This is a genomic window from Streptomyces sp. NRRL B-1140 (assembly GCF_001280065.1).
Taxonomy (GTDB): Bacteria; Actinomycetota; Actinomycetes; order Streptomycetales; family Streptomycetaceae; genus Streptomyces.
In genome coordinates this window covers 33,788-53,429 of record NZ_LGEA01000102.1, presented here as the reverse complement: position 1 = coordinate 53,429, position 19,642 = coordinate 33,788, and the positions used below count along the sequence as shown (strand labels likewise).

Sequence of the window (19,642 nt, the reverse complement as noted above, 5' to 3'; positions counted from 1 at the left end):
CTGTAAGAGACCCCTAAAGGATGCCTGTGAGAGGCCTTGCCGTCACAGGCCCGGAATGCGGCCGTTGCGGAACAGGTCCACGAAGGTCTGGTGGTCGGCACGCGCGCGGGCGCCGTAGCTGTGCGCGAAGTCGACCAGCAGGGGCGCGAAGCCCTCCTCGTCGGCCGCGATCGCCGCGTCGATGGCCCGCTCCGTGGAGAACGGCACCAGGGACTCGCCGGACTGGTCGTCCGCCGCCGCGTGCATCGTGGCCGTCGCCCGGCCGAGGTCGGCCACCACCTGGGCGATCTCGCCCGGGTCGTCGATGTCGCCCCAGTCCAGGTCGACCGCGTACGGCGAGACCTCCGCGACCAGCTGGCCCGCGCCGTCCAACTCGGTCCAGCCCAGCCACGGGTCGGCGTGCGCCTGCAGGGCGCGCTGGGAGATGACCGTGCGATGCCCCTCGTGCTGGAAGTAGTCGCGGATCGCCCGGTCCGTGACGTGCCGGGAGACCGCCGGGGTCTGGGCCTGCTTGATGTAGATCACGACATCGTTCTCCAGGGCGTCGCTGTGCCCCTCCAGCAGGATGTTGTACGACGGCAGCCCCGCCGAACCGATGCCGATGCCGCGCCGGCCGACGACGTCCTTCACGCGATAGGAGTCCGGGCGGGTCAGCGAGCTGTCCGGCAGCGTCTCCAGGTAGCCGTCGAAGGCGGCGAGGACCTTGTAGCGCGTGGCCGCGTCCAGCTCGACCGAGCCGCCTCCCGAGGCGAACCGGCGTTCGAAGTCGCGGATCTCCGTCATCGAGTCCAGCAGCCCGAAGCGGGTCAGTGAGCGGGCGTCACGCAGCGCGTCCAGCAGCGGCCCCTGTGCCGTGTCCAGTGTGAACGGCGGCACCTCGTCGCTCTTCGCGCCCGTCGCCAGGGCGTGGATCCGCTCGCGGTAGGCGACCGCGTAGATCGTCACCAGCTCCGAGATCTGCTCGTCGCCGAGTGCCTTCGCGTAGCCGATCAGGGCGATGGAGGCGGCCAGGCGCTTGAGGTCCCAGGTGAAGGGGCCGACGTAGGCCTCGTCGAAGTCGTTGACGTTGAAGATCAGGCGGCCGTTGGCGTCCATGTACGTGCCGAAGTTCTCCGCGTGCAGGTCGCCGTGGATCCACACGCGCGAGGTGCGCTCGTCCAGATACGGCCCACTGAGCGTCCTCCCGCCACCCCGCCCGGCGTTCTCCTCGTCCAGATCGTGGTAGAAGAGACCCGCCGTGCCCCGGTAGAACGCGAAGGCCGAGGCCGCCATCTTCCGGAACTTCACGCGGAACGCGGCCGGGTCGGCGGCCAGGAGCTCGCCGAAGGCGGTGTCGAAGACGGCGAGGATCTCCTCACCGCGTTGCTCGTCGCTGAGCTGCGGGAACGACATCGCTGGGTGCCTCCTGGTACATGCGTCTCAGGGCGGCAGGTCCGCCCTGAAGCCTAACGTGCGGCGTCCCGCGGGAGTGCCCGCGAAGCCTCGCACGAAGGTACGCGGGTCAGCCCTCCAGGTGTCAGTGCCGAGGCATAGACTTCGACGCTGTCCCCCAGACTGTTCGCAGCCTGCCGGACCCCTTTGCCGTACTTTTTCTCTGGAGGCCGCCGCATGTCGAAGCCGCCGTTCACGCACCTGCACGTCCACACCCAGTACTCGCTGCTGGACGGTGCCGCGCGGCTGAAGGACATGTTCAACGCCTGCAACGAGATGGGCATGACGCACATCGCCATGTCCGACCACGGCAACCTCCACGGCGCCTACGACTTCTTCCACTCCGCGCAGAAGGCCGGGGTCACGCCGATCATCGGGATCGAGGCCTACGTCGCCCCCGAGTCCCGGCGCAACAAGCGCAAGATCCAGTGGGGCCAGCCGCACCAGAAGCGCGACGACGTCTCCGGCTCCGGCGGTTACACCCACAAGACGATGTGGGCGGTGAACTCGACCGGCCTGCACAACCTCTTCCGGCTGTCCTCCGACGCCTACGCCGAGGGCTGGCTGCAGAAGTGGCCCCGGATGGACAAGGAGACCATCGCGAAGTGGTCCGAGGGGATCGTCGCCTCCACCGGCTGCCCCTCCGGCGAGGTCCAGACCCGGCTGCGCCTCGGCCACTTCGACGAGGCCCTGAAGGCCGCCGCCGACTACCAGGACATCTTCGGCAAGGACCGCTACTTCCTGGAGCTGATGGACCACGGCATCGAGATCGAGCACCGGGTCCGCGACGGCCTCCTGGAGATCGCCAAGAAGCTCGGCATCCCCCCGCTGGTCACCAACGACTCGCACTACACGTACGCGCACGAGGCGAGCGCCCACGACGCGCTGCTGTGCATCCAGACCGGCAAGAACCTCTCCGACCCCGACCGCTTCCGCTTCGACGGCACCGGCTACTACCTGAAGTCCACGGACGAGATGTACGCCATCGACTCCTCGGACGCCTGGCAGGAGGGCTGCGCCAACACCCGGCTCATCGCCGAGATGGTCGACACCACGGGCATGTTCGAGAAGCGCGACCTGATGCCCAAGTTCGACATCCCGGACGGGTACACGGAGGTCAGCTGGTTCCGCGAGGAGACCCTGCGCGGCATGCACCGCCGCTTCCCCGACGGCATCCCGGACGACCGCATGAAGCAGGTCGAGTACGAGATGGACACCATCATCTCGATGGGCTTCCCGGGTTACTTCCTCGTGGTCGCCGACTTCATCATGTGGGCCAAGAAGCAGGGCATCGCGGTCGGCCCCGGCCGAGGCTCCGCGGCCGGCTCGATCGTCGCCTACGCCCTGGGCATCACCGACCTCGACCCCATCCCGCACGGTCTGATCTTCGAGCGGTTCCTCAACCCCGAGCGCATCTCCATGCCCGATGTCGACATCGACTTCGACGAGCGCCGGCGCGTCGAGGTGATCCGCTACGTGACGGAGAAGTACGGCGCCGACAAGGTCGCCATGATCGGCACGTACGGCACCATCAAGGCCAAGAACGCGATCAAGGACTCCGCGCGCGTGCTGGGCTACCCGTACGCGATGGGCGACCGCCTCACCAAGGCCATGCCCGCCGACGTCCTCGGCAAGGGCATCAACCTCGACGGCATCACCAACCCCGAGCACCCCCGCTACTCGGAGGCGGGCGAGATCCGGGCGATGTACGAGAACGAGCCGGACGTGAAGAAGGTCATCGACACCGCCAAGGGCGTCGAGGGCCTGGTCCGGCAGATGGGCGTGCACGCCGCCGGCGTGATCATGTCCAGCGAGACCATCACCGACCACGTGCCCGTCTGGGTCAGGCACACGGACAAGGTCACCATCACTCAGTGGGACTACCCGAGCTGCGAGTCGCTCGGCCTGCTGAAGATGGACTTCCTGGGCCTGCGCAACCTGACGATCATGGACGACGCCGTCAAGATGGTGAAGTCCAACAAGGGGGTCGACATCGACCTCCTGAGCCTCCCGCTCGACGACCCCACAACCTTCGAACTGCTCCAGCGCGGCGACACCCTCGGCGTCTTCCAGTTCGACGGCGGCCCCATGCGCTCCCTGCTCCGGCTGATGAAGCCGGACAACTTCGAAGACATCTCCGCCGTGTCGGCCCTGTACCGCCCGGGCCCCATGGGCATGAACTCCCACACGAACTACGCGCTGCGCAAGAACGGCCAGCAGGAGATCACGCCCATCCACCCCGAGCTGGAGGAGCCGCTCAAGGAGGTCCTGGACGTCACCTACGGCCTGATCGTCTACCAGGAGCAGGTGCAGAAGGCCGCCCAGATCATCGCCGGGTACTCGCTCGGCGAGGCCGACATCCTCCGCCGCGTGATGGGCAAGAAGAAGCCCGAGGAACTGGCGAAGAACTTCGTCCTGTTCCAGGAGGGCGCCCGCAAGAAGGGCTTCAGCGACGAGGCCATCCAGTCCCTGTGGGACGTGCTGGTCCCCTTCGCCGGCTACGCGTTCAACAAGGCGCACTCCGCCGCGTACGGACTCGTCTCGTACTGGACGGCGTACCTCAAGGCGAACCACCCCGCCGAGTACATGGCCGCGCTGCTCACGTCCGTGAAGGACGACAAGGACAAGTCGGCCGTCTACCTCAACGAGTGCCGCCGCATGGGCATCAAGGTCCTCCCGCCGGACGTCAACGAGTCGATGTCCAACTTCGCGGCCCAGGGCGACGACGTGATCCTCTTCGGCCTCTCCGCCGTCCGCAACGTCGGCACGAACGTGGTCGAGTCGATCATCAGGTGCCGCACGTCCAAGGGGAAGTACGTCTCCTTCCCGGACTACCTCGACAAGGTGGAGGCGGTGGTCTGCAACAAGCGCACCACCGAATCGCTGATCAAGGCCGGCGCCTTCGACGCCATGGGCCACACCCGCAAGGGCCTCACCGCGCACTACGAACCGATGATCGACAACGTGGTCGCGGTCAAGCGCAAGGAGGCCGAGGGCCAGTTCGACCTCTTCGGCGGCATGGGCGAGGCCGAGACCAGCGAACCGGGCTTCGGGCTCGACGTGGAGTTCTCCCCGGAGGAGTGGGACAAGACCTATCTGCTCGCCCAGGAGCGGGAGATGCTCGGTCTGTACGTCTCCGACCACCCGCTGTTCGGCCTGGAGCACATCCTGTCCGACAAGGCGGACGCGGGCATCTCCCAGCTGACCGGCGGCGACTACTCCGACGGCTCCGTGGTCACCATCGGCGGCATCATCTCCGGCCTGCAGCGCAAGATGACCAAGCAGGGCAACGCCTGGGCCATCGCCACCGTCGAGGACCTCGCCGGTTCGATCGAGTGCATGTTCTTCCCCGCGACCTACCAGCTCGTCTCGACGCAACTCGTCGAGGACGCCGTGGTGTTCGTCAAGGGCCGCCTCGACAAGCGCGAGGACATCCCGCGGCTCGTCGCGATGGAGCTGATGATCCCGGACCTGTCGAACGCGGGCACCAACGCGCCCGTGGTCCTCACCATCCCGGCCACCCGGGTCACCCCGCCGCTGGTCAGCCGCCTCGGCGAGGTCCTCAGTCACCACAAGGGCGACAGCGAGGTCCGGATCAAGCTCCAGGGACCGACCAAGACGACCGTGCTGCGGCTGGACCGGCACCGGGTGAAGCCGGACCCCGCGCTCTTCGGCGACCTGAAGGTGCTGCTCGGACCGTCCTGCCTGGCCGGGTGAGACAGGGCTGGTGACGCGCTCGAGGGGCGTACCCGGGATCGGGTACGCCCCTCGTGCTTGTGCGCGGGCTCGACAACCCGTCACACGGGCGTCAGTTGTGGCCGAAGCTGCGCTTTCGCTTGGCCGACGCCATCTCGCCGGGGGTCGCCTCGACCTCGGGCTGGGGCTCCGTCTGCGAGGCGGGGCTGCGGTCGGCCCGCTGACCACGCTCGGTCGGACGCTGCTGCTTGCGGTCACGGTTCTTGTTCTTGGCCATGGTGATGCCTCCTGTAGGGGACTAGGGGCCAGGGCCGGGACCAGATTCACACAGGCCGACAACGATCGCATGTCGGACAATTACCGTGCGTGACAGGGCTGGTCGGAGCGGGAGGGCCCGAAACGCCACGCCGAAGATCGAGTTCCGGCCGTTAACCTCCGCGCCGTCGGGCAGACTCGAAGCGAGCCCGAAGCAAACCTCCTGGGAAGAGGGTGAGTCGCGTGGACCGCTGCATCGTCCTGGTGGACGCTGGGTATCTGCTGGGAGCCGCGGCGAGCCTCCTCGCCGGGGAGCCCTCGCGGTCCCGCATCACCGTCGACCACACCGCCCTCATCCAGGGGCTGCGCGAGCGCGCCGAATCCGACACGCAGCAGCCGCTGCTGCGCATCTACTGGTTCGACGGCGCCCCAGACCGCGTCCCCCAGCCCGAGCACCGCAGGCTGCGCGTGATGCCCCGGGTCACCGTCCGGCTCGGCGCCCTGACCCGCAGCGACGGCCGCTGGGCCCAGAAGGGCGTGGACGCGGCGATGCACGCCGAGCTCACCGAACTGGCCCGCAACCGCGCCTGCTCCGACGTCGTCCTCGTCACCGGCGACGGCGATCTGCTGCCCGGCATGATGGCCGCCAAGGAGCACGGCGTCGCCGTCCACCTGTGGGCCGTCCAGGCCGCCGACGGCGACTACAACCAGTCCGAGGACCTCGTCGCCGAGGCCGACGAGCGGCGCGTGCTGGACCGTACATGGATCACCAAGGCCGTCCGCGCCAAGGAGCACACCGGCGTGTGCGCGCCGCAGCCCGCGCCCCGGCCCGAGATCGCCGCCATCCTCTCCGCGCCCCTGCCCGAATCCGCCCTCGGCACCGTGACCGGCCGGTCCGCCCCGCAGCCCCGGCACCAGGAGGACGCCCCCGGGCACAACGGCACCGAGGAACGGGTGCCCGCCGCCAAAGGGGTCCCCACGCCCAAGGACCTGGCCGCCCTGCGCGCCCCCGGCACCCAGCCCGCCCAGCAGCCCGCCTCCGCCACCCTCCGGTGGTCCTCCGACAAGGGCTGGGTCGACCGGCCCACGGCCGAGCCCCCCGAGGCCGCCTCGATGCCGACGCTCGCCCAACTGACCACGGCCGAGCAGCGCTGGGCCGACCGCGAGGAGGACATCACCACCGTCGGCGGTGACCCCTTCGAGGTGGGGCAGGTCTTCGCCCGGCGCTGGGTGGAGCGTCTGGGCGACCAGACCCACCTGCCGAAACTGTCCGGGATGTACCCGCGCATCCCGCACCGCGTCGACGGGGAGCTGCTGCGCTACGCGGCCCGCTTCGGCCTGCTCGCCCACAAGGACGACCAGATCGACGAGCGGGACCGGTACGCCATCCGGGCCGGCTTCTGGCGGGAGATCAGCGTGCGCACGGGCGTGGAGCACCCGCCCGTCGAGGCCTGAGTTCTTTGCCGGCGGATTTCCCGGTGCGGACCGACCCGAGGGCGGACCGGGGCCGCCGACCCCGTAGTCTCGTCCCTTGTGAGTAAGCGCGCGGCACAGGCATTTCGGCACGATGGTGACGTCGTGTGCGCGGTGCGCGGGCTGACCAAGACCTATCCGGCGGTCCGCGGCCGGCGCGGCACTCCCGCGGCGCCCGAGGTCCGGGCCACGGACGACGTGACGCTGGCCATCCGCCGCGGCGAGATCTTCGGCCTGCTCGGCCCGAACGGCGCCGGCAAGTCCACCCTCGTCCGGCAGCTGACCGGGCTGATGCGGCCCGACCGCGGCAGTGTGGAGATCCTCGGCCACGACATCGTGCGCCACCCCGAGCGGGCGGCGCGGATCCTCGCCTACCTCGGACAGGAGTCGACCGCCCTCGACGAGCTGACCGTGTCGCTCGCCGCCGAGACCACCGGGCGGCTGCGCGGCCTGGACGTGCGCCGGGCGCGGGCCGAGCGGGACGCCGTCCTCGACGAGCTGGGCCTGGCGGCGCTCGCCGGGCGGCCGCTGAAGAAGCTCTCCGGGGGCCAGCGGCGCCTGGCGTGCTTCGCGGCGGCCCTGGTGGGGGAGCGGCCGCTGCTCGTGCTCGACGAGCCGACCACCGGAATGGACCCGGTGGCGCGGCGGGCCGTGTGGTCCGCCGTCGACCGGCGCAGGGCCGAGCGCGGGACGACCGTGCTGCTCGTGACGCACAACGTCATCGAGGCCGAGACGGTGCTGGACCGGGTGGCCGTCCTCGACCGGGGGCGGGTGATCGCCTGCGACACGCCCGCCGGGCTCAAGGAGCAGGTCGCCGGAGAGGTGCGTGTCGACCTGGTGTGGCGGGACGCGGCTCCCCTGCACGTGCCCGAGGTCGCCGCGCTGAAGGACCGTGTCGTGGAGTCGGGCCGCCGCTGGACGCTGCGGCTCGGGCCCGAGGAGGCCCGGGCGGTCGTCGCGACCGTCACCGGCGGGACCGCCTTCGCCGCCCTGGACGACTTCACCCTGGCCACGCCGAGCCTGGAGGACGTGTACCTCGCCCTCGGCGGCGCCGCGCAGCAGGGGCTGGTGAAGGCGTGAGCACCCGGGCACCCGACGCGCGGGCCGTGAGCACTCCGGCCGCGGACTCCGTACCGAACAGGCGACTGCCGCAGTGGATCCGAGCGAAGGGGAGCAGCACGACGTGAGTGTCGTACCCGCCGATGTCCTGCCGGGCGGTGCCCTGGCCGCTGAGAAGCCGGCCGAGGGCGCGGCCGAGCTCGGACCCCGGGCGCGGCTGTGGCCCTCGCTGGCGGCCGTGTACCGGGCCCAGCTCTCCCGGGCGAGGGTGGCGCGGATCCCGCTGCTGTTCGTGGCGACCTTCCAGTCGGTCGGGATCATGATCCTGATGCGGGGGGTCGTGGACGACGGAGCGGAGGCGCAGGCCGTCGTCGCCGGGTCGTCCGTCCTGGTGGTCGCCTTCGTCGCGCTGAACCTGCTCGCGCAGTACTTCGGGCAGCTGCGGGCCAGCGGCGGGCTCGACCACTACGCGACGCTGCCCGTGCCGCCCGCGGCGGTGGTGCTGGGCGCGGCCGGGGCGTACGCGTCGTTCACCGTGCCCGGGACGGTGGTGACCGCGGTGTTCGGCTGTGTGCTGTTCGGGCTGCCGATGGCCCACCTGTGGGTCCTCATGGCCGTGATCCCGCTCGCGGGCGCCGCGCTCGCCGGGCTCGGTGCGGCGCTGGGGCTGCTCGCGCCCCGGCCGGAGCTGGCCACGCTGCTGGGGCAGCTCGGCATGTCGGCGGCGCTGCTGCTGGGCGTGCTGCCCGCCGACCGGATGCCGGAGATCGTGCGCTTCGCGCGGGACCTGCTGCCGTCGACGTACGGCGTGGAGGCCTTCGCGCGCACGTTCGGGCCGCATCCCGACTGGGCCTTCGTGCTCGGGGACCTCGCGGTGTGCGGGGCCGTGGGCGTCGTCTCGCTGGCCGTGGCGACCTGGGCGTACCGCCGGGCGGCCGTCCGTTGAGCGGGGAGCGGTCGTCCGGTGACGCGGCGCACAGGCGGGCCTGGCACGATGGCAGGGTGACCGCACCACTGACTCCGCCTCAGCCACCGCACGGACATGCCGCACAGGGTTCGTGGCAGCCGCCGGACGCCGGGCCCGCGGCTCCCGGGGCCCAGCACGCCGAGTACGCCGGACCCGGCTGGTACGGACAGGACGGCCCCGGGATGAAGACGGAACTGCGGGAGGCCGCGGTGATCGCCGTGGCCGTGGCGCTCGGCGGGGTGCTGCTCGGAGTGCTGTGGTGGTGGCTCGCGCCGCACGTGCCGCTGGTCGGCGACGTGGTGGAGAAGAACTGGGTCGTCTACCTCAAGGACACCGAGGGCGAGCAGGGCATCGGCGTCGACGGCACCTTCACGCTGCTCGGGCTGGGCTTCGGGATCGTCAGCGCGCTCGTGGTCTTCCTGCTGCGCCGGCGCGGGGGTGTGCCGCTGGTGGTGGGGCTGGCCCTCGGAGGGCTGCTCGGGTCGCTGCTCGCCTGGCGGGTCGGGGTGTGGCTCGGGCCCGCGCAGGACGTCATCGCCCACGCGCGGGAGGTGGGGCGGGGGGTGACGTTCTCCGCGCCGCTGAAGCTGGGGGCGAAGGGGGCGCTGCTGGCCTGGCCGTTCGCCGCGCTGGTGCTGCACCTCGGGCTCATGGCGCTGTTCGGGCCCCGGGATCCGGAACCCGAGCCCTATCACGAGCCGTACCAGGGGACGCCTGCTTCGTAGCGGCCCGGCGTCGGGGCCGGGGGCGGCGCCGTGCGGTGCCGCCCACTTCGGTACGGATGCCGAGCCGGCAGCACCATCGCCCGCCGCCCGGCGAGACTACGCGCGGCCGATCGGGGCCAGGACCGCCCCCGTCAGCTTCTGCAGGTCCTGCGGCGACAGCTCCACCTCCAGGCCCCTGCGCCCCGCCGACACGCAGATCGTCGCGTGGGCCGTGGCCGAGTCGTCCAGGACCGTCGGCAGGCGCTTGCGCTGGCCCAACGGTGAGATGCCACCCCTGACATAGCCCGTCGTGCGTTCCGCCAGAGTCGGGTCGGCCATGGTCGCGCGTTTACCGCCGGCCGCGGCTGCCAGGGCCTTGAGGTCCAGTTGGCCCGCGACCGGGACCACCGCGACCGTCAGGGTGCCGTCGACGTCCGCGACCAGGGTCTTGAACACGCGGTCGGGGGAGACGCCCATGGCCTCGGCGGCCTCCTCGCCGTAGGAGGGGTGCGCGGGGTCGTGGTCGTAGGAGTGGACCGTGTAGTCCGCACCGGCAGCCGTGAGGGCCACCGTCGCCGGAGTGCCGCCCGGCTGCTGCTTCTTCGCCTTCTTCGCCATGCCGATCCGCTCAGTTGAGGCTCATCGGGCCGCGCGTCAGCTCCGACGCCGGCAACGACGGCAGACTACGGATGATCGCCGTCTCGGAGCGAAGGAGTTTCAGCTCGTCGCGCAGGCGGGACGCGGTGTCCGGGGACTGGAGCAGGCGCTGTTTGGTCGGGGTGTCCAGCATCATGGCGGCCGCCACGAGGTACGACACCACGCCCGGCTCGTCCGGCAGGTCGGCCCCCGTCGCCAGGGACCGTTCCCGTGCGCCGGCCAGTCGCTTCTGGTACTGGCGGAAGGAACGCAGCACCCCCTCCGCCAGGGGCGCGGCCTCGTCGCCCGGTTCCTCCTCCAGCGGCTCCAGCTCGGCCGTCAGGAACGGCCCGGACGCCTCGACCGACAGCAGCTTCACCCGGGTCGTGCCGGTCGCCAGCACCTCGAAGGAGCCGTCGGTGCGCTCCCGGATCGTCGCCGCGTCGGCGATACAGCCCACCTTGTGGAACGCCTTGACCGGGTCGGCGCCGAAACCGGCCGCCGGTCCCCGCTCGGGCACGGCCGTCGGGTCGGGCATGCCGGGCGCGCTCGGGGCCACCTCGTGGCCGTCGCGGATCGCCACGACGGCGAACCGGCGGGACTCGTCCTCGGGCGTCTTCAGCAGCTCGCGCATCATGGCGCGGTACCGCTCCTCGAAGACGTTGAGCGGGAGCACGAGCCCCGGGAACAGCACCGAGTTCAGGGGGAAGAGGGGGAGCCGGACGGTGGTCACGACGCAAAAGCCTAATGGTCGCCGGGACGGACTCGACCGCCCCGTTCACTCCGTGGATGCCCGGACGGGTCCCCGGCGGCCCCGGCCGTCCCGGCCAGGATGTCCTCGCGCACCCCCAGGAAGTGGCCGAGCGGGTCGTCCGACACCTGGTCCCAGGGGAAGGAGGTGGCGTACGGGCCGTTCAGACGCAGCTGTTCGGCGGCGTCGGCCCAGCGCTCCAGGCGCACCAGGACGAAGATCAGCAGGTTCCGCATCCGGGCCGGCCAGGGGTCGGCCGCCGGCAGCAGCGGGGACAGCGCGATCGCCCGGTCGGCCGCCGCGTCCAGCCGCTCGCGCGGCACCTCGGGCCCGCACCGGTCGGTGACGTAGCCGAAGGCCGCCCGCAGCGGCAGGGCCTGCACGAGCGCGTCGGCGGGAGCGTCCTGGGCCGCCCGGTCGGCGAAGTCGAAGCACTCGTGGTGCGAGCCGTGCCAGTAGGTGGCCAGGTAGCGCAGGGCCGCCACATGGCAGCCGTAGTGGTGCGGGGCACGGCGTACGGCCGCCGCCCACAGCTCCTCGAAGTAGGTGTGCCCCGCCTGTGCTCCCCGGGCGTGGTCGAGCGCGAGCCGCCACGGCACGGGGTCGCGCTGGTCACCCCGGGCGGCCGCCGTGATCAGCGGGCTCACCTCGCGCAGCACCTCGGCCCGGGCCGGTGACTGCCAGGCCCGGTCCACCGCCAGCTGGGCCCCGACCAGCAGCGCGTCGGGGTCCTGCGGGGCGATGGCGAGCCAGGCGTCCAGCCACTCGGGCCGCGAGCGGGCGAACGCGGCCAGCCGGGTCACGTACCGGTCGCGCCGTTCCCATTCACCGGCCGCGCGGGTGGCGAAGAGCAGGGCCGCGGCCGGCCCGTGATCGCCCCGGGCGGCGGCGACCAGCGCCGGACTCAGCCGGGCGTCGGGAGCGTCGAGCAGCACCTCGTCGCCGGCGCACGGCTCGCCGACGAGGTGGGGGGAGGTCCTTGCCATCCGGCTCGGGCGGATGAACGGGAGCTGCATTGCCATGGTGCCGACCATTGAAAGTCGGCTGGTCATGACGGCGCCAGAGTGTTCATGGAACCTACGGAAAGTTGTACATCGGATGGTCAAGAGAGCGTAAAACCGTGACAGTTCGGCCCCTGTGGTCACACCAGCACCATCAGTTGCGGCGCAGCAGCCGGGTCGCTCCCGCCGCCACCGTCGTCGCCAGGATCCAGCCGAGCAAAATCATCGCCGTCGCCAGCCACTGCCAGGGTCCCCGCAGCTGCCAGAAGCCCACCTGGCCCAGGTCGATGACCGGCAGCAGCAGGTCGAGGGTGAACAGCGTGGGGTTCCACTCCGGATGTTCGCCCCGCTTCATCGGCGGATGGCCGGCCTGCGCGAAGGCGTAGGAGCCCGCCGCCCACAGCACCGCCATCCACACCGCGGCCCGGCCCGGCCGGTATCCGTAGGCGACCGTCCAGTCCTGCGCGTAGCCCCACAGCTTGGCCGCCATCGGCAGGCTCTCGCGGTGGCGGCGCTGCTTGGCCAGCAGCACCTCGCGGGCGTCCTCGTCCTCTCCGCCGGCCCGCAGCACGGCCGCGAGGCGCTCGTAGGGCTCCGGGTTGTACTCGGCGGTCGCCGCCGCCACCCAGGCCAGCCGCTCGTCCAGAGGGAACGGCCCGCGCGGCACCAGGTTCTCGTAGGCGAAGCCGCCCATGTGCAGCCGCCCCGGGCCCGGCCAGGCGTCCGCCCGGTCCATCAGGTTGACGACCTTCGCCCCGGACAGCACCACCCGCCCCCGCACCGGCTGCTCGCCGAGGAACCGCAGCTCCGGCGTCTGCACCCGGCGCAGCGACAGCTCCTGGTCGTCCGTGAGGGTGAACCGGGCCCGCTCGAAGTCGACGGCGTCACCGAACCGGCCGTCGTCCAGCCGGATGCCGCCCTCGCAGGCGAAGCGCTGGATCCGCGTCCCCTGCGCCGGGGTCATCCCGCTCATCGCCTGGGCGCCGACCCCCGCCGGCGTCAGATAGAGGCTGCGCTCGACGGTCAGCTGCGGGGCGTTCAACGCGAGCCGCTCGTACGGGTTGGACAGGCGCGCCCCGCGCAGGCTCAGGGAGACGCCGACGGTCGCGGCGCGCAGGCTCAGCTCGCCGTGCGACGACAGCAGCTCGGCCTGTAGGTCCTGGCCGACGGTCATGCCGTCCGCGGCGATCGACCGGCCGCTGTGGTCCCGGTGCACGATCGCCTGGTTGAGCATCAGGTCCGTGCCGATCTGCGCGTCCGTGAGCCGGATGCCGTGGTGGAAGCGGCAGCGCGGCAGATGCAGATCGCCCTCGGTGTGCACGCGGGCCGCCTCCAGCCGGGGCACCGAGCAGTCCACCATCCGCAGCGTCGTGAAGCGGGCCTCCGGCAGCAGCACGTCCTGCTCGAAACGGCACCGGCGCATCTCGACGTACGGCACCACCGTGCCGCCCGCGAGGTCCAGCGAACCGCTGACCTGCACGCCCATCAGTTTCAGCGACGACACGCGGCCGGCCAGGGCGGGCGGACCGTCCAGCAGCAGCCAGCACACGACCCGGGCCCGTACGGTCCGCTCCGCACCCCAGGGGTGGCCGCCGTGCGGATCGTCCACCACGGCGTCGCCGCTGCTCAGGTCGTACACGGTGCCGTTGCGGAAGGCCTGCCACATGCCCGCCTCGGCCGCGGTCAGGTCCCCGGGCAGCTCCCCGGCACGGACGCCTGCCCCCTCGGTCACAGCGCTTCCTTCCTCCCCGGGTACTCGCGGGTCACTTCCTCGTACACCCGTTCATGCCCGGTGAGTGACGTCCCGAACACAAGAAGTGAAGGTGATCTTCCGCCCTTCCGCGACGCGCTGTATCAGCCATTGATACGCGCGGACGACGCCTCACCCGGGTCTGAGAGAATTGAGCACGTGATCTCCCGAATCGACCTGCGTGGCGACGCCCTTCCCGAGGGCCCCGCCCTGCGCGACCTGCTGCCCCGAGCCGACTTCGACGTCGCGGCCGCCCTGGAGAAGGTGCGTCCGATCTGCGAGGACGTGCATCATCGGGGCGACGCGGCGCTGATCGACGCCGCCGAGCGGTTCGACGGGGTCCGGCTCGACCAGGTGCGCGTGCCGGCCGCCGCGCTCACCCGTGCGCTGGAGGAGCTCGACCCGGCCGTGCGCGCGGCCCTGGAGGAGTCCATCCGCCGCGCCCGGACCGTCCACCGCGCGCAGCGCCGCCAGACGCACACCACCCAGGTCGTGCCCGGCGGCAGCGTCACCGAGAAGTGGGTGCCGGTCGATCGCGTCGGGCTCTACGCGCCCGGCGGCCGGTCGGTGTACCCGTCCTCCGTGATCATGAACGTGGTGCCCGCGCAGGAGGCCGGCGTCGGGTCCGTCGCGCTCGCCTCGCCCGCCCAGGCCGGCTTCGGCGGCCTGCCGCACCCCACGATCCTCGCCGCCTGCGCCCTGCTCGGCGTCGACGAGGTGTACGCGGCCGGCGGTGCCACGGCCGTCGCCATGTTCGCCTACGGCACCGAGTCCTGCGCACCCGCGAACATGGTCACCGGCCCCGGGAACATCTGGGTCGCCGCCGCCAAGCGCTACTTCACCGGCAGGATCGGCATCGACGCCGAGGCCGGCCCGACCGAGATCGCGGTCCTCGCCGACGACACGGCCGACCCGGTCCACGTCGCCGCCGACCTGATCAGCCAGGCCGAGCACGACCCGCTGGCCGCCGCCGTCCTGGTCACCGACTCGGTCGAGCTCGCCGACGCGGTGGAGAAGGAACTGGAGCCGCAGGTCGCCGCCACCAAGCACGTCGACGACCGGATCGTCCCGGCCCTGTCGGGCAGGCAGTCCGCGATCGTGCTGGTGGACGGCGTCGACGAGGGCCTGCGGGTCGTCGACGCGTACGGCGCCGAGCACCTGGAGATCCAGACCGCCGACGCCGCCGCCGTCGCCGACCGGGTCCGCAACGCCGGTGCGATCTTCATCGGCCCCTGGGCGCCCGTGTCGCTGGGCGACTACGCGGCCGGCTCCAACCACGTCCTGCCCACCGGCGGGTGCGCCTGCCACTCCTCGGGACTGTCCGTCCAGTCCTTCCTGCGCGGCATCCACATCGTCGACTACACGCAGGACGCGCTGGCCGAGGTCGCGCACCACGTGGTGACGCTGGCGGAGGCGGAGGATCTGCCCGCGCACGGCGCGGCGATCAAGGCGAGGTTCGACTGGAAGGTTCCGCAGGGCAAGTGACAGGCATCGACGATCTCCCCGTACGGGACGAACTGCGCGGCAAGTCGCCCTACGGCGCGCCCCAGCTGGACGTCCCCGTACGGCTGAACACCAACGAGAACCCCTATCCGCTGCCCGAGCCGCTGGTCGAGCGGATCGCCGAGCGGGTCCGTGAGGCCGCCCGGAACCTCAACCGCTACCCCGACCGGGACGCGGTCGAGCTGCGCACCCGGCTGGCCGAGTACCTCACCGACACCTCCGGCCACGAGGTCGGTGTGGCCAACGTCTGGGCGGCCAACGGCTCCAACGAGGTCATCCAGCAGCTGCTGCAGACCTTCGGCGGACCGGGCCGCACGGCCATCGGCTTCGAGCCGTCGTACTCGATGCACGGCCTGATCTCGCGCGGCACCGGCACGGGCTGGATCTCCGGCCCCCGCAACGAGGACTTCACGATCGACCTCGCCGCCGCGGAGAAGGCGATCGCCGAGAACCAGCCGGACGTCGTCTTCATCACCACCCCCAACAACCCCACGGGCACGGCCGTACCGCCCGAGACGGTCCTCGCGCTGTACGAGGCCGCCCAGGCCGCCAAGCCCTCGATGGTCGTGGTCGACGAGGCCTACATCGAGTTCAGCCACGGCGACTCGCTGCTGCCGCTGATCGAGGGCCGCCCGAACCTCGTCGTCTCCCGCACGATGTCGAAGGCGTTCGGCGCGGCGGGACTGCGCCTGGGCTACCTCGCGGCGCACCCGGCCGTCGTCGACGCCGTCCAGCTGGTCCGGCTGCCCTACCACCTGTCGGCCGTCACCCAGGCGACCGCCCTGGCCGCCCTGGAACACACCGCCACGCTGCTGGGCTACGTCGAGCAGCTCAAGGCCGAACGGGACCGCCTGGTCACCGAACTGCTCGCCCTCGGCTACGAGGTGACCGCCTCCGACGCCAACTTCGTGCAGTTCGGCCGCTTCGAGGACTCCCACGAGACCTGGCGGAAGATCCTCGACCGGGGCGTCCTGGTCCGGGACAACGGCGTGCCCGGCCGGCTCCGGGTCACCGCCGGAACCCCCGAAGAGAACGACGCGTTCCTCGACGCGGTACGTGAGTTGAAGAAGGAGCAGAGCACATGAGCCGCGTAGGCCGCATAGAGCGGGTGACCAAGGAGACCTCGGTCCTCGTCGAGATCGACCTCGACGGCACCGGCAAGACCGACATCAAGACCGGCGTCGGCTTCTACGACCACATGCTCGACCAGCTCGGCCGGCACGGTCTGTTCGACCTCACCGTGAAGACCGAGGGCGACCTGCACATCGACTCGCACCACACCATCGAGGACACCGCCCTCGCCCTCGGCGCCGCCTTCAAGCAGGCCCTCGGCGACAAAGTCGGCATCTACCGCTTCGGCAACTGCACGGTCCCGCTGGACGAGTCCCTCGCCCAGGTCACCGTCGACCTGTCCGGCCGCCCCTACCTCGTGCACACCGAGCCCGAGAAGATGGCGCCGATGATCGGCGAGTACGACACCACCATGACCCGGCACATCCTGGAGTCCTTCGTGGCCCAGGCGCAGATCGCGCTGCACGTGCACGTGCCCTACGGGCGCAACGCGCACCACATCGTGGAGTGCCAGTTCAAGGCGCTCGCCCGGGCCCTGCGGTACGCCTCGGAGCGCGACCCGCGCGCGGCCGGCATCCTCCCCTCCACGAAGGGCGCCCTGTGAACGGCACCTCGACCCTGCTGATCGTCGTCGGCCTGTTCCTCGTCGGCGGGATCTACTCCTTCGTGAAGCAGAAGATGCCCAAGGGCCTGATCGTGCTGCTGTCCATCGGCGCCGCGATGTGCCTGGCGGCCGGTGTGGTGAGGCTGGAGGTGTGGAATTGAGCGCCCCGCAGAAGAAGGTGGTGGTCTTCGACTACGGCTTCGGCAACGTCCGTTCCGCCGAACGCGCCCTCGCGCGCGCGGGAGCCGACGTCGAGATCACCCGTGACTACGACAAGGCCATGAACGCCGACGGCCTGCTGGTACCCGGCGTCGGCGCCTTCGCCTCCTGCATGACGGGCCTGCGCGAGGCACGCGGCGACTGGATCGTCGACCGCCGGCTCTCCGGCGGCCGCCCGGTGATGGGCATCTGCGTCGGCATGCAGATCCTCTTCGCGCGTGGCATCGAGCACGGCGTCGAGAGCGAGGGCCTCGACGAGTGGCCCGGCTCCGTCGAGCCGCTCCAGGCCGACGTCGTGCCCCACATGGGCTGGAACACCGTGGAGGCGGCGCCCGGCTCGCGGCTGTTCGCCGGCCTCGACCCGGACGCCCGCTTCTACTTCGTGCACTCCTACGCCGTCCACGACTGGTCGCTGGAGACGCACAACCCGACCATCGAGGCCCCCAAGGTCACCTGGTCCACGCACGGCAAGCCGTTCGTCGCGGCCGTCGAGAACGGCGCCCTGTGGGCCACGCAGTTCCACCCCGAGAAGTCCGGCGACGCCGGAGCCCAGCTCCTCACCAACTGGATCGGAACACTGTGAGCAAGCTCGAACTCCTCCCCGCCGTCGACGTCCGGGACGGCCAGGCCGTCCGTCTGGTGCACGGCGAGTCCGGCTCGGAGACCTCCTACGGCTCCCCGCTGGAGGCCGCCCTCGCCTGGCAGCGCTCCGGTGCCGAGTGGCTGCACCTGGTCGACCTGGACGCCGCGTTCGGCACCGGCGACAACCGCGAGCTGATCGCCGAGGTCGCCCGGGCCATGGACATCAAGGTGGAGCTGTCCGGCGGCATCCGCGACGACGACACCCTCGCCGCCGCCCTCGCCACCGGCTGCAGGCGCGTCAACCTCGGCACGGCCGCCCTGGAGACGCCCGAGTGGGTCGCCAAGGTCATCTCGGAGCACGGCGACAAGATCGCCGTCGGTCTCGACGTCCGCGGCACGACCCTGCGCGGCCGCGGCTGGACCCGCGACGGCGGCGACCTCTACGAGACGCTGGAGCGCCTCGACAAGGAGGGCTGCGCCCGGTACGTCGTCACCGACATCGCCAAGGACGGCACGCTCCAGGGCCCGAACCTGGAGCTGCTGAAGAACGTCTGCGCCGCCACCGACCGCCCGGTCGTGGCCTCCGGCGGGGTCTCCTCGCTCGACGACCTGCGGGCCATCGCCGACCTAGTCCCGCTCGGTGTCGAAGGAGCCATCGTCGGGAAGGCGCTGTACGCGAAGGCGTTCACCCTGGAAGAGGCCTTGGAGGCTGTGTCGTCATGACCGTACGGCGTGTGCAGAGCGGAAGTCCCTGGGAAGAGTCCGTCGGCTTTGCACGCGCCGTCGAGGCGGGCGACCGTGTCCTGGTCGCGGGCACGACCGCCTTCAAGGGCGACGTGCTCTACGGCGAGGGCGACCCGTACGAGCAGGCCAAGGTGGCCTTCACCACCGCCCTGGAGGCGATCGCCGAACTCGGGCTCGCACCCGAGTCGGTGATCCGCACCCGCGTGTACCTGGCCCACGCCCGCGATGTCGACGCGGTGGGCCGGGCCCACAAGGAGCTGTTCGACGGCGTGCGCCCGGTCACGACCCTGCTCATCGTGCAGGGCTTCATCGACTCCCGGGTCCTGGTGTCGGTGGAAGTGGAAGCATTCAGAGGGACACCCTCCGAGGAACACTAGAGGAGCACGATTCATGACCCTGGCGGTCCGAGTCATCCCCTGCCTGGACGTGGACAACGGCCGGGTCGTCAAGGGCGTCAACTTCCAGAACCTGCGCGACGCGGGCGACCCCGTCGAGATGGCCAAGGTGTACGACGCCGAGGGCGCCGACGAGCTGACGTTCCTGGACATCACGGCCTCGTCGGGCAACCGCGAGACCACCTACGACGTCGTGCGCCGCACGGCCGAGCAGGTGTTCATCCCGCTCACGGTCGGCGGCGGCGTCCGCACCGCCGAGGACGTGGACAAGCTGCTGCGGGCGGGAGCGGACAAGGTCGGCGTCAACACCGCCGCCATCGCCCGCCCGGAGCTCATCCGCGAGATCGCCGAGCGCTTCGGACGCCAGGTCCTGGTCCTGTCGGTGGACGCCCGCCGCACCGACTCGGGCTCCTTCGAGGTGACCACCCACGGCGGCCGCCGCTCCGCAGGCATCGACGCCGTCGAATGGGCCCACCGGGCCGCGGAACTGGGCGCGGGCGAGATCCTGCTCAACTCGATGGACGCGGACGGCACCAAGGACGGCTACGACCTGGAGATGATCCGGGCCGTCCGCAAGCACGTCACGGTCCCCGTCATCGCCTCGGGCGGCGCGGGCGGACTGGCCGACTTCCCCCCGGCCGTCGAGGCCGGCGCGGACGCGGTCCTGGCCGCGTCGGTGTTCCACTTCGGAGACCTGCGGATCGGCCAGGTCAAGCAGACGCTGCGGGAGGCGGGGCACCCGGTGCGCTGACGCCGCCCCCGACCGCCGAGAGCCCCGGCCGCGTGCTGCGACCGGGGCTC

Annotated in this window: 19 protein-coding genes; 13 read left to right on the top strand and 6 right to left on the bottom strand. The window is 71.4% G+C overall.

The genetic code is table 11. The features are described 5' to 3' along the window. Positions 1-42: 42 nt before the first annotated feature. Complete coding sequence (locus ADK65_RS21030) at positions 43-1,392, bottom strand: DUF2252 domain-containing protein (RefSeq protein ID WP_053671880.1); 1,350 nt, start codon at positions 1,390-1,392, stop codon at positions 43-45. Positions 1,393-1,608: 216 nt separating this feature from the next. On the opposite strand from ADK65_RS21030, the gene dnaE reads away from it, so the two are divergent. Next, positions 1,609-5,148 carry a DNA polymerase III subunit alpha gene (gene dnaE, locus ADK65_RS21025; RefSeq protein ID WP_053671879.1) on the top strand — a complete coding sequence of 1,180 codons (3,540 nt, stop codon included), beginning with the start codon at positions 1,609-1,611 and terminating at the stop codon, positions 5,146-5,148. Between the two features lie 91 nt (positions 5,149-5,239). On the opposite strand, the gene ADK65_RS38910 is transcribed toward dnaE, so the two are convergent. Continuing rightward, entirely contained in the window at positions 5,240-5,404 is a 165-nt protein-coding gene (locus ADK65_RS38910) for a hypothetical protein (RefSeq protein WP_167526560.1), read from the bottom strand. Positions 5,405-5,625: 221 nt separating this feature from the next. Between ADK65_RS38910 and ADK65_RS21020 the strand changes: the two genes are divergently transcribed. The 4 genes from ADK65_RS21020 (at position 5,626) to ADK65_RS21005 (ending at position 9,606) form a co-directional block, all read left to right on the top strand. After that, positions 5,626-6,837, top strand: coding sequence for an NYN domain-containing protein (locus tag ADK65_RS21020; RefSeq protein ID WP_053671878.1), 1,212 nt, complete (start codon positions 5,626-5,628; stop codon positions 6,835-6,837). Positions 6,838-6,960: 123 nt separating this feature from the next. Beyond that, complete coding sequence (locus ADK65_RS21015; RefSeq protein ID WP_053671877.1) at positions 6,961-7,935, top strand: ABC transporter ATP-binding protein; 975 nt, start codon at positions 6,961-6,963, stop codon at positions 7,933-7,935. A 103-nt stretch (positions 7,936-8,038) separates the two neighbouring features. Continuing rightward, on the top strand, positions 8,039-8,860 hold the full coding sequence (locus tag ADK65_RS21010; protein ID WP_053671876.1) for an ABC transporter permease: 822 nt from the start codon (positions 8,039-8,041) through the stop codon (positions 8,858-8,860). 56 nt (positions 8,861-8,916) lie between these two features. Continuing rightward, complete coding sequence (locus ADK65_RS21005; protein WP_053671875.1) at positions 8,917-9,606, top strand: hypothetical protein; 690 nt, start codon at positions 8,917-8,919, stop codon at positions 9,604-9,606. A 96-nt stretch (positions 9,607-9,702) separates the two neighbouring features. Here ADK65_RS21005 and ybaK read toward each other — a convergent pair whose 3' ends face one another. The 4 genes from ybaK to ADK65_RS20985 all read right to left on the bottom strand — a co-directional run bounded on the left by ybaK (position 9,703) and on the right by ADK65_RS20985 (position 13,705). Continuing rightward, positions 9,703-10,203 carry a Cys-tRNA(Pro) deacylase gene (gene ybaK / locus ADK65_RS21000; RefSeq protein WP_053671874.1) on the bottom strand — a complete coding sequence of 167 codons (501 nt, stop codon included), beginning with the start codon at positions 10,201-10,203 and terminating at the stop codon, positions 9,703-9,705. A 10-nt stretch (positions 10,204-10,213) separates the two neighbouring features. Further along, entirely contained in the window at positions 10,214-10,954 is a 741-nt protein-coding gene (locus ADK65_RS20995; RefSeq protein ID WP_053671873.1) for an LON peptidase substrate-binding domain-containing protein, read from the bottom strand. An 11-nt stretch (positions 10,955-10,965) separates the two neighbouring features. Continuing rightward, positions 10,966-12,006, bottom strand: a complete 1,041-nt coding sequence (locus ADK65_RS20990) for a hypothetical protein (protein ID WP_053671872.1) — start codon at positions 12,004-12,006, stop codon at positions 10,966-10,968. Positions 12,007-12,127: 121 nt separating this feature from the next. Next, complete coding sequence (locus ADK65_RS20985) at positions 12,128-13,705, bottom strand: oxidoreductase (protein ID WP_053671871.1); 1,578 nt, start codon at positions 13,703-13,705, stop codon at positions 12,128-12,130. A 177-nt stretch (positions 13,706-13,882) separates the two neighbouring features. Between ADK65_RS20985 and hisD the strand changes: the two genes are divergently transcribed. The 8 genes from hisD to hisF are packed head-to-tail and all read left to right on the top strand — an operon-like array spanning position 13,883 to position 19,592. Next, complete coding sequence (hisD, locus tag ADK65_RS20980) at positions 13,883-15,208, top strand: histidinol dehydrogenase (RefSeq protein WP_053671870.1); 1,326 nt, start codon at positions 13,883-13,885, stop codon at positions 15,206-15,208. Then, on the top strand, positions 15,205-16,311 hold the full coding sequence (locus ADK65_RS20975; protein WP_053671869.1) for a histidinol-phosphate transaminase: 1,107 nt from the start codon (positions 15,205-15,207) through the stop codon (positions 16,309-16,311). Before hisD ends, ADK65_RS20975 begins: the two co-directional genes overlap by 4 nt. Beyond that, positions 16,308-16,901 carry an imidazoleglycerol-phosphate dehydratase HisB gene (gene hisB, locus ADK65_RS20970; RefSeq protein WP_053671868.1) on the top strand — a complete coding sequence of 198 codons (594 nt, stop codon included), beginning with the start codon at positions 16,308-16,310 and terminating at the stop codon, positions 16,899-16,901. Before ADK65_RS20975 ends, hisB begins: the two co-directional genes overlap by 4 nt. Then, a complete protein-coding gene (locus ADK65_RS38905) occupies positions 16,898-17,062 on the top strand; it encodes a hypothetical protein (RefSeq protein WP_003989585.1) in 165 nt (54 codons plus the stop codon). The genes hisB and ADK65_RS38905 overlap by 4 nt, the downstream gene beginning before the upstream one ends. Continuing rightward, a complete protein-coding gene (gene hisH, locus ADK65_RS20960) occupies positions 17,059-17,703 on the top strand; it encodes an imidazole glycerol phosphate synthase subunit HisH (protein ID WP_199825674.1) in 645 nt (214 codons plus the stop codon). Before ADK65_RS38905 ends, hisH begins: the two co-directional genes overlap by 4 nt. After that, positions 17,700-18,425 carry a bifunctional 1-(5-phosphoribosyl)-5-((5-phosphoribosylamino)methylideneamino)imidazole-4-carboxamide isomerase/phosphoribosylanthranilate isomerase PriA gene (priA, locus tag ADK65_RS20955; protein ID WP_053671866.1) on the top strand — a complete coding sequence of 242 codons (726 nt, stop codon included), beginning with the start codon at positions 17,700-17,702 and terminating at the stop codon, positions 18,423-18,425. Before hisH ends, priA begins: the two co-directional genes overlap by 4 nt. Next, positions 18,422-18,823, top strand: a complete 402-nt coding sequence (locus tag ADK65_RS20950; RefSeq protein ID WP_053671865.1) for a RidA family protein — start codon at positions 18,422-18,424, stop codon at positions 18,821-18,823. The genes priA and ADK65_RS20950 overlap by 4 nt, the downstream gene beginning before the upstream one ends. 13 nt (positions 18,824-18,836) lie before the next feature. After that, entirely contained in the window at positions 18,837-19,592 is a 756-nt protein-coding gene (gene hisF / locus ADK65_RS20945) for an imidazole glycerol phosphate synthase subunit HisF (RefSeq protein ID WP_053671864.1), read from the top strand. Positions 19,593-19,642 lie beyond the last annotated feature (50 nt).

Excerpts from the sequence above, each read along its gene's own strand:
- ADK65_RS21030 (WP_053671880.1), bottom strand. The coding sequence starts at position 1,392 with ATGTCGTTCCCGCAGCTCAGCGACGAGCAACGCGGTGAGGAGATCCTC.
- dnaE (WP_053671879.1), top strand. The coding sequence starts at position 1,609 with ATGTCGAAGCCGCCGTTCACGCACCTGCACGTCCACACCCAGTACTCG.
- ADK65_RS38910 (WP_167526560.1), bottom strand. The coding sequence starts at position 5,404 with ATGGCCAAGAACAAGAACCGTGACCGCAAGCAGCAGCGTCCGACCGAG.
- ybaK (WP_053671874.1), bottom strand. The coding sequence starts at position 10,203 with ATGGCGAAGAAGGCGAAGAAGCAGCAGCCGGGCGGCACTCCGGCGACG.
- ADK65_RS20990 (WP_053671872.1), bottom strand. The coding sequence starts at position 12,006 with ATGGTCGGCACCATGGCAATGCAGCTCCCGTTCATCCGCCCGAGCCGG.
- hisB (WP_053671868.1), top strand. The coding sequence starts at position 16,308 with ATGAGCCGCGTAGGCCGCATAGAGCGGGTGACCAAGGAGACCTCGGTC.
- ADK65_RS20950 (WP_053671865.1), top strand. The coding sequence starts at position 18,422 with ATGACCGTACGGCGTGTGCAGAGCGGAAGTCCCTGGGAAGAGTCCGTC.
- hisF (WP_053671864.1), top strand. The coding sequence starts at position 18,837 with ATGACCCTGGCGGTCCGAGTCATCCCCTGCCTGGACGTGGACAACGGC.